Source organism: Novosphingobium guangzhouense (assembly GCF_002896965.1).
Lineage (GTDB): Bacteria > Pseudomonadota > Alphaproteobacteria > Sphingomonadales > Sphingomonadaceae > Novosphingobium > Novosphingobium guangzhouense.
This window is the reverse complement of sequence record NZ_LYMM01000089.1, coordinates 1-6,355: the sequence shown is the minus strand read 5'-3', so window position 1 is coordinate 6,355 and position 6,355 is coordinate 1. Positions and strand designations below refer to the sequence as shown.

The 6,355-nt window shown below is 61.4% G+C and carries 9 protein-coding genes; 6 read left to right on the top strand and 3 right to left on the bottom strand.

The features are described from left to right. Both A8V01_RS25690 and A8V01_RS28410 read right to left on the bottom strand, forming a co-directional pair. Positions 1–419: ImuA family protein (locus tag A8V01_RS25690; protein WP_425437361.1), on the bottom strand; the 419-nt coding region annotated here is incomplete at its 3' end. A gap of 85 nt (positions 420–504) precedes the next feature. Then, positions 505–969 (bottom strand): hypothetical protein, encoded by a 465-nt coding sequence (locus A8V01_RS28410; protein ID WP_146037393.1) that lies wholly within the window; start codon positions 967–969, stop codon positions 505–507. A gap of 124 nt (positions 970–1,093) precedes the next feature. Here A8V01_RS28410 and A8V01_RS25685 point away from each other — a divergent pair, with 124 nt between their 5' ends. Next, entirely contained in the window at positions 1,094–1,984 is an 891-nt protein-coding gene (locus tag A8V01_RS25685) for an alpha/beta fold hydrolase (protein WP_170066075.1), read from the top strand. A gap of 432 nt (positions 1,985–2,416) precedes the next feature. On the opposite strand, the gene A8V01_RS25680 is transcribed toward A8V01_RS25685, so the two are convergent. Then, entirely contained in the window at positions 2,417–2,605 is a 189-nt protein-coding gene (locus A8V01_RS25680; protein ID WP_245892834.1) for an EamA family transporter, read from the bottom strand. Positions 2,606–2,795: 190 nt separating this feature from the next. Here A8V01_RS25680 and A8V01_RS25675 point away from each other — a divergent pair, with 190 nt between their 5' ends. The 5 genes from A8V01_RS25675 to A8V01_RS25655 all read left to right on the top strand — a co-directional run. Then, the gene (locus A8V01_RS25675; RefSeq protein ID WP_103099096.1) at positions 2,796–4,292 is read left to right on the top strand and encodes a GGDEF domain-containing protein; all 1,497 of its coding nucleotides are present in this window, start codon (positions 2,796–2,798) and stop codon (positions 4,290–4,292) included. Between the two features lie 249 nt (positions 4,293–4,541). After that, positions 4,542–4,871, top strand: a complete 330-nt coding sequence (locus A8V01_RS25670; RefSeq protein ID WP_103099095.1) for an ArsR/SmtB family transcription factor — start codon at positions 4,542–4,544, stop codon at positions 4,869–4,871. Between the two features lie 10 nt (positions 4,872–4,881). Then, entirely contained in the window at positions 4,882–5,295 is a 414-nt protein-coding gene (arsC, locus tag A8V01_RS25665; RefSeq protein WP_103099094.1) for an arsenate reductase (glutaredoxin), read from the top strand. After that, positions 5,292–5,828, top strand: a complete 537-nt coding sequence (locus A8V01_RS25660; RefSeq protein ID WP_103099093.1) for a GNAT family N-acetyltransferase — start codon at positions 5,292–5,294, stop codon at positions 5,826–5,828. The genes arsC and A8V01_RS25660 overlap by 4 nt, the downstream gene beginning before the upstream one ends. A gap of 5 nt (positions 5,829–5,833) precedes the next feature. Beyond that, a partial coding sequence (locus tag A8V01_RS25655) for an arsenic resistance protein (protein WP_425437360.1) occupies positions 5,834–6,355 on the top strand: 522 nt, incomplete at its 3' end.

Genomic DNA, 6,355 nt, shown 5'->3' with positions numbered 1-6,355 from the left:
TGACGCCGCAACAGGAGGACCGGGATGTCGGCCTCGGCGGCGGCAAGCTGCAGGCGGCGGGTGGCCACCATCGAGACCTTGCTGGCTTCGGCGACGACGGCGGCAGGCGTTCCATCGCGCAGCGCGTCCTCGACGACGGCGAGCAGCGCCGCATCGTCGTGCGGCTGCGCGTGGATGACATCCGCGGAAGCGAGACCCGCCTGTTCGAGGCCGGGGGCATAGAGGTCATTGCGGCAGCTGACCCAAAGGACCGGCGCGGTGGCGGAGTGGGCTTCGCGAGCGGCGATGCCGGCAAGAAACAGCGTAGCGGCGGCGTCATCGACCAGCGAGCAGGTCAGCGCGGCCGCCTCGTGAAGAGCGCCGGCGCGCAAGCCACCGAAGCTAAGGCGTGCATCGATCGCCTCGAGGCAGAGCGGCATGATGCGATGGTCGGAACGCGGCGACGCCAATGCGCGAAGTGCGTCAATGCCTGGATTCGCAAGAGAGGAAACGGGTTGCATGTGATTATGGAGACTCGGGTTTGTTCCTTTTATGTTCTAACCTCCGATAGGCGATGGTCAACCGCTTTGAAATGGCCATCACGTCCAACTTGGGGACAAGCCTGTCTGAACGGCGGAAGCGCGCGGGCCTCGGGAAGGATAGTCTACGTGCTTTGAACTCAGGCGTGCGAGCCGCCGCAGCAGCGGCATTACCCAATCCTTCCTCGGCAAGCTCCAACCAATCCGCCATTCCCAGCAGTTCGTCATTCAAAGGATCGTGGGTATGGCTTCGCGTATCGGATACCAATTGGATCAAGCAAACCAGCAAGGTTGACGCGGTTCGCTCTGCCCCGAGATCGACGCGTGCGATCAGCCGCTCGTCCCTTGTGAGATGATCGGAGCAGGAATTGGGCTCCTCCAGAATTCGGCTCGCTAAGTGCAGACCGTCCGGTGCCGGAAGCTTGCGACTAAAGCCCGTCGTGGAGGTCACGCCGTGCGAATGTCTTCAGATCTCCGAACCCAATTGGATTGCGCTTCGCAGGGTTATGTCTGAATTCAATTGACCTGCCACATGAGCAAGGCCGGTTATGGACTTGCTTCGATGGAGCCGCACAATGAACGTCCTGCTAACTGCCAAGCTCATAGTCTCCGCCGCTGTCCTTTCGGCACCTCTCTCCTTCACGCCGGGCCAAAGGCCGGTGGATGGTCGTTTTGATGTGGGCGGGCGATCAATCCGGCTTGCCTGCCAGGGCGAAGGCGCGCCAGTGACAGTGATCGACGCTGGAATGGGCACGGCGCCGGTGGAGGACCGAGGCTGGCGGGGCATCGCAATGCGGGTGTCACAAACAACTCGTGTCTGCCTCTACGACCGAGCCGGCCTTGGCGGAAGCGATCCGGCGCCAGCGGGGACGCGAACCAGCCTCGATGCAGCGCACGACCTCCATGCCGCGCTGTCTGCCGCAGGCGTGAAGGGGCCGTATCTGCTTGTCGGGCACTCCGCGGGCGGGCTGCACGCCCAAGTGTTCGCAGCTCAGTATCCGGCGGACATCGCCGGTCTAGTGCTCGTATCGACAACCCACCCCGACCAGTTCTCCCGCTGGCTGGCGCTGCTGCCGCCGCCCACACCAGAAGAGGAAAAGGAGGTGACCGAGGCCCGCACCTTCTTGAACAGTGTCACAGATCCGACCCGTAACGAGGAGCGGCTCGACATGCGGGCGAGCGCGAAGCAGGCGCATCAGTTGGGCCCACTGGGGCCCAAACCGGTGATCGTGGCGACGCACAGCCCGCAATTCCGTATGGTACCAGGTTTGTCCGAACCGCTCGCAGTCAGGCTGGAGGACGCCACCCAGCAGATGCAGCGTGAGTTCCTGTCGTTATCCGGTGATGCGCACCAGAATATTGCCGCGCGCGCCGGGCATGGCCTGCCGCATGAAGCACCTGACTTCGTAATCGACAATGTCCTACAGGCCGTGGCGGCGGTCCGCGAACAGTCTGTTCAGCAATGAAGTGGCGTTATCGCGAACGACCGCCATTACCTAGCGAGCTACGACTTGGAATTCGCGCGCATCGTATCGCCGAGCGCAGCCCCATGAAAGCATTCGGTCCGGCAATATCGGCCTGAGCGTCGTGCTGTTATGCGATCGGACATTCAAGCTCGGTCATGGCAAAGAAGGTCTTGTCCCCCTAAGCGGCGTGGCGCCTCGCCGAAACCGCCCCGACTCGGACACTCAGGTAGGCGATCCGTGTTCCCCAAAGTAGCCTATCGTTCAGCCGCTCGCTCTCTTTTTTCCTTTCCAAATGGCAATCAGGGAAAGAGTAATCACGCCAAATTCCAAAGAAGAACGTCACCGGACCGCCATTGGCACGAACGCCGGAGCGAATGTTTCTCTTTGAGTTCTCAACCGGGACAGCGGCACGCGCGCCTCGCGCTTCATACATTAATTGGCGATGGCGTGCTGCTTTGTGGCCGATATGGCGCTGCGTGACGACGCTGCCATGACGAGCAAAATAGCAAACCATTGAATTGGCGTCAGCACCTCTCCCAGAACGACCAAGCCGGCTAGCGCTGCAACAGCCGGTGCAGAGCTGAGGACAATGCCGAACACGTGAGCCGGCAACCGGCGCATCGCCCATTTCCAGCGTCGAACCTTGAGCAGCGTCAGGACATCGCGCTGATGACACGGATGGCCTCCCGGCTTGTGCCGAGTTCCCCACCCGTAGGATCCTCCATACCGGGAAAGGACGCCCAACAGCCATAGAAACCCTTTGCTAACTGTATTCGCACAATCTGCGTTCGAAATCGCCCAAGGGAGAATTATGCCGTCGACGGTTGCTCTTCACAAAAAGTGGGCGGCGCCCGCTTCGTCGAGGCTGAGTTGGATCGGAGCCGGCATCTTCATCGCCGTCCATGGGTTGGCGTGCTACGCCTTCCCAGCCACCGCCTCGATCATTTCTTTAGCGTTCCTGACCTCGTCCGCGTTGATCGCAAGCTGGGCAACCTACCGGCGCGCACGGGCAAGCGGCACACCGGGCTGGTCCTTGCTCGCGTTCGCGCAGTTGCTGTGGGCAGGCGGTATGGCTGCCAATGGACTGGTATATCTCGCCCTCGGCTATGAGACGGGCGAGAGCATCGCCTCCATGTTGCTTTTCATCCTTTACGGGGTTCCGATAATTTTCGCGACCGCCAGTCCGACGCGGGAGGTCTCGCCGGTTCGCCTGATTGATGGCCTTTTGGCGCTGATGCTGGGCCTTTTCTTCTTCGCGCACACCTCGGTGTTCGCGACGATTGCGGGAGCCAGCGTGGAAGGCGCCGCGAATTTGGCCCGCATGTTCGACATCGAGAACATTTTCATCGCGCTTTTCGCCCTAGTGCGATTAATGTCCTGTCGCGATCCTGGCGAGCGAGAGTTCTTCGCGTCGCTCAGCATCTACGCGATGCTTTACATGCTCACGGCAGCGTTCATCAACCATACCCAAGAGGACACCGATTTTGGTGGCCCGGTGGATCTGTTGATCGATTTGCCCTTTCTTTTCCTGGCTCTGATGGCGTCTCATTGGCACCAGTCACAGCGCTCTCCCACCGAAGTTCCACTGCGGCTTGAGAGGGTGATCCAGGCTGTCAGTCCGCTGATGCTTCCGGCAACTTTGCTGGCGGTGTCGGCGGGGTTGATACACATCCAGCCGGTTTGGACTATGGTCGGATTTGCCATGGCGACGTTGGTCTATGGGCTGCGCAACATCCTGGTTCACCTTAGCAATCTTGAGGAGCGCGATCGCCTCGAACGGCTCTCGCAGATCGACGCGCTGACAGGCCTGCCCAATCGCCGCAGTTTCGACGCCAGGCTTCATGAAGAATGGGCCCGGGCCTGCCGCAATGGCGGCACCTTGGCAGTGCTCATGATCGATATCGACCATTTCAAGCTTCTGAATGACGGGCTTGGCCATCAGGAGGGTGATGACAGGTTGAGGGATGTCGCCGAGACTTTGGGACGCTGTGCCCGCCGAGCCAGCGATATGGTGGCCCGCTATGGCGGAGAAGAGTTCGTGGCGGTTCTTCCCGGCATCAATGCCCAGCAGGCCATGCAACTGGCCGAGGTCATGAGAAGCAACGTTTATGCGCTCGCCTTGCCATCGCCTGCCCCGGCCGCACGCGTGACCATCAGCGTCGGCGTCAGTTGGACCGACCGGCCGAACGAGGAGCGCTATGAAACCCTGCTCTCGCGCGCTGATACGGCATTGTACGAAGCCAAGCGCGGCGGCCGCAATGCCGTGGTAATCGCCGCCATGCCTGCGCGACAAACTGCCGTTGCGTGAAAAACGCCGCTCGGTGTCCGGGCGGACAAACCGTCTCACAGCGACCCTTAATGGACGCTCGAGCGCCAATTTTGCGTCCCCGAGTGCAGCCCGTCAGCTTTACATTTCTGGATACACAAGAGTGACCTATTCCGGAAAGGCAGCTTCGGGTCGCGACTTGTTCAAGTCTGCCATGCTTCCCAACACCAACACATCGGGAATATTCGATCTTTTGTTGACGAGTGTCATCGTATCGGATAATCACGATGCATGGACACCGACAATGCCCTTTCTATTCTCTCCGCTCTCGGCCATCCAACACGGCTCGATGCTTTTCGCCTGTTGATCCGGCATGAGCCTGAAGGCCTGTCGACCGGTGAACTGGTGGAGGCATCGGGGCTGACCCAGAGCACGTTCTCGACGCATCTGGCCGTGATGGCGAAGGCCGGGCTGGTGCTTTCCGAGAAGCGCGGTCGCCACCAGATCCAGCGCGCCAACCTCGACGCGCTGCGTGGACTGATGGTCTATCTGGCCAAGGATTGCTGCCAGGGCCGCGCGGAACTCTGCGAGCCGCTTCTCTCCGAACTCACCTGCTGCTGAAGAGGCAACAATGACCGATATCGTGATCTACCATAACCCGCTTTGCGGGACCTCTCGTAATGCCCTGGCCATGATCCGCAATGCGGGCATCGAACCTCATATTATCGAGTACCTGAAGACGCCGCCGAGCCGCGCACTGCTGCTGGAACTCATCGAGCGCGCCGGCATCACCCCGCGCGCTCTGCTGCGCGAGAAGGGTACGCCTTATGCCGAACTGGGCCTCGGCGACGAGACCTTGCCGGACGAGGCCCTGATCGACGCGATGATGGAGCATCCCATCCTCATCAACCGACCGCTAGTGGTGTCGCCTCTGGGCGTGAAGCTCTGCCGTCCTTCCGAAGAAGTGCTGGACCTCCTGCCCACCGAGCAGCGCGGCACTTTCGTCAAGGAAGATGGCGAAGTCGTGGAAGCGACCCGGCAATGACCCATTCGGTTCGCAGCGCAACGATCGACGACGCACAGGCCATCGCCGCCATCTATGCGCATCACGTTCTTCACGGCACGGCGACCTACGAAGTCGTACCGCCGACCGAGGACGAGACCGTCGAGAAGGTCTTGGCGGTGACTGGCCGGGGCTGGCCGTTCCTTGTCGCCTGCGATGGCGATCAAGTGTTCGGCTATGCCTACGCCACGCAGTTCCGCGATCGACCGGCCTACGCGTACGCCTGCGAGAACAGCATCTATGTGGCGTACGACCGGCGCGGTGGCGGCATCGGCAAGCTGCTGCTCAAGGCCTTGCTGGAGGCCGCCGAAGCCTATGGCTTCCGGCAGATGGTCGCTGTCATCGGCGGCGGCGAACCGGCCTCCGTCGCGCTGCACGGCTCCTGCGGTTTTGAGCAGGTCGGCCGCCTCACCGGCATGGGCTGGAAGGCCGGACGCTGGCTCGACACGGTCTACATGCAGATGGCCTTGGGCGGTGGCACCGCGACCGCGCCTTTCGCTGCCGGGAAGGACTGACGATCATGTCGCTATTCGAGCGCCATCTCTCGCTGTGGGTGGCCCTGTGCATCGCAGTCGGGATCGGTCTCGGCCATTTGATACCCGGCGCCTTCGAGGCGATCGCAGCGCTGGAGATCGCCAACGTCAACCTTGTGGTGGCAGGCCTGATCTGGCTGATGATCATCCCGATGCTGCTGCGGGTCGATTTCGGCGCGCTCCATAGCCTTAGGCAGCACTGGCGCGGCATCGGCGTCACCCTCGTAGTGAACTGGGCGATCAAGCCATTCTCGATGGCGCTGCTCGGCACGTTTTTCCTCGGCTATCTGTTCGCACCGATGCTACCTGGAGGCGCATCGTCGTCCTACATTGCCGGACTGATCCTGCTGGCTGCAGCGCCTTGCACGGCGATGGTCTTCGTCTGGTCCAACCTCGTCGACGGTGAGCCGAACTATACCTTGAGCCAAGTGGCGCTGAACGACCTAATCATGGTCTTTGCCTTTGCGCCGCTGGTGGGCCTGCTGCTGGGCGTGGCATCGATTACTGTG

Coding starts and splice junctions, on each gene's coding strand:
- A8V01_RS25670 (WP_103099095.1), top strand. CDS start 4,542: ATGGACACCGACAATGCCCTTTCTATTCTCTCCGCTCTCGGCCATCCA.
- A8V01_RS25685 (WP_170066075.1), top strand. CDS start 1,094: ATGAACGTCCTGCTAACTGCCAAGCTCATAGTCTCCGCCGCTGTCCTT.
- arsC (WP_103099094.1), top strand. CDS start 4,882: ATGACCGATATCGTGATCTACCATAACCCGCTTTGCGGGACCTCTCGT.
- A8V01_RS25675 (WP_103099096.1), top strand. CDS start 2,796: ATGCCGTCGACGGTTGCTCTTCACAAAAAGTGGGCGGCGCCCGCTTCG.
- A8V01_RS25680 (WP_245892834.1), bottom strand. CDS start 2,605: ATGCGCCGGTTGCCGGCTCACGTGTTCGGCATTGTCCTCAGCTCTGCA.
- A8V01_RS25660 (WP_103099093.1), top strand. CDS start 5,292: ATGACCCATTCGGTTCGCAGCGCAACGATCGACGACGCACAGGCCATC.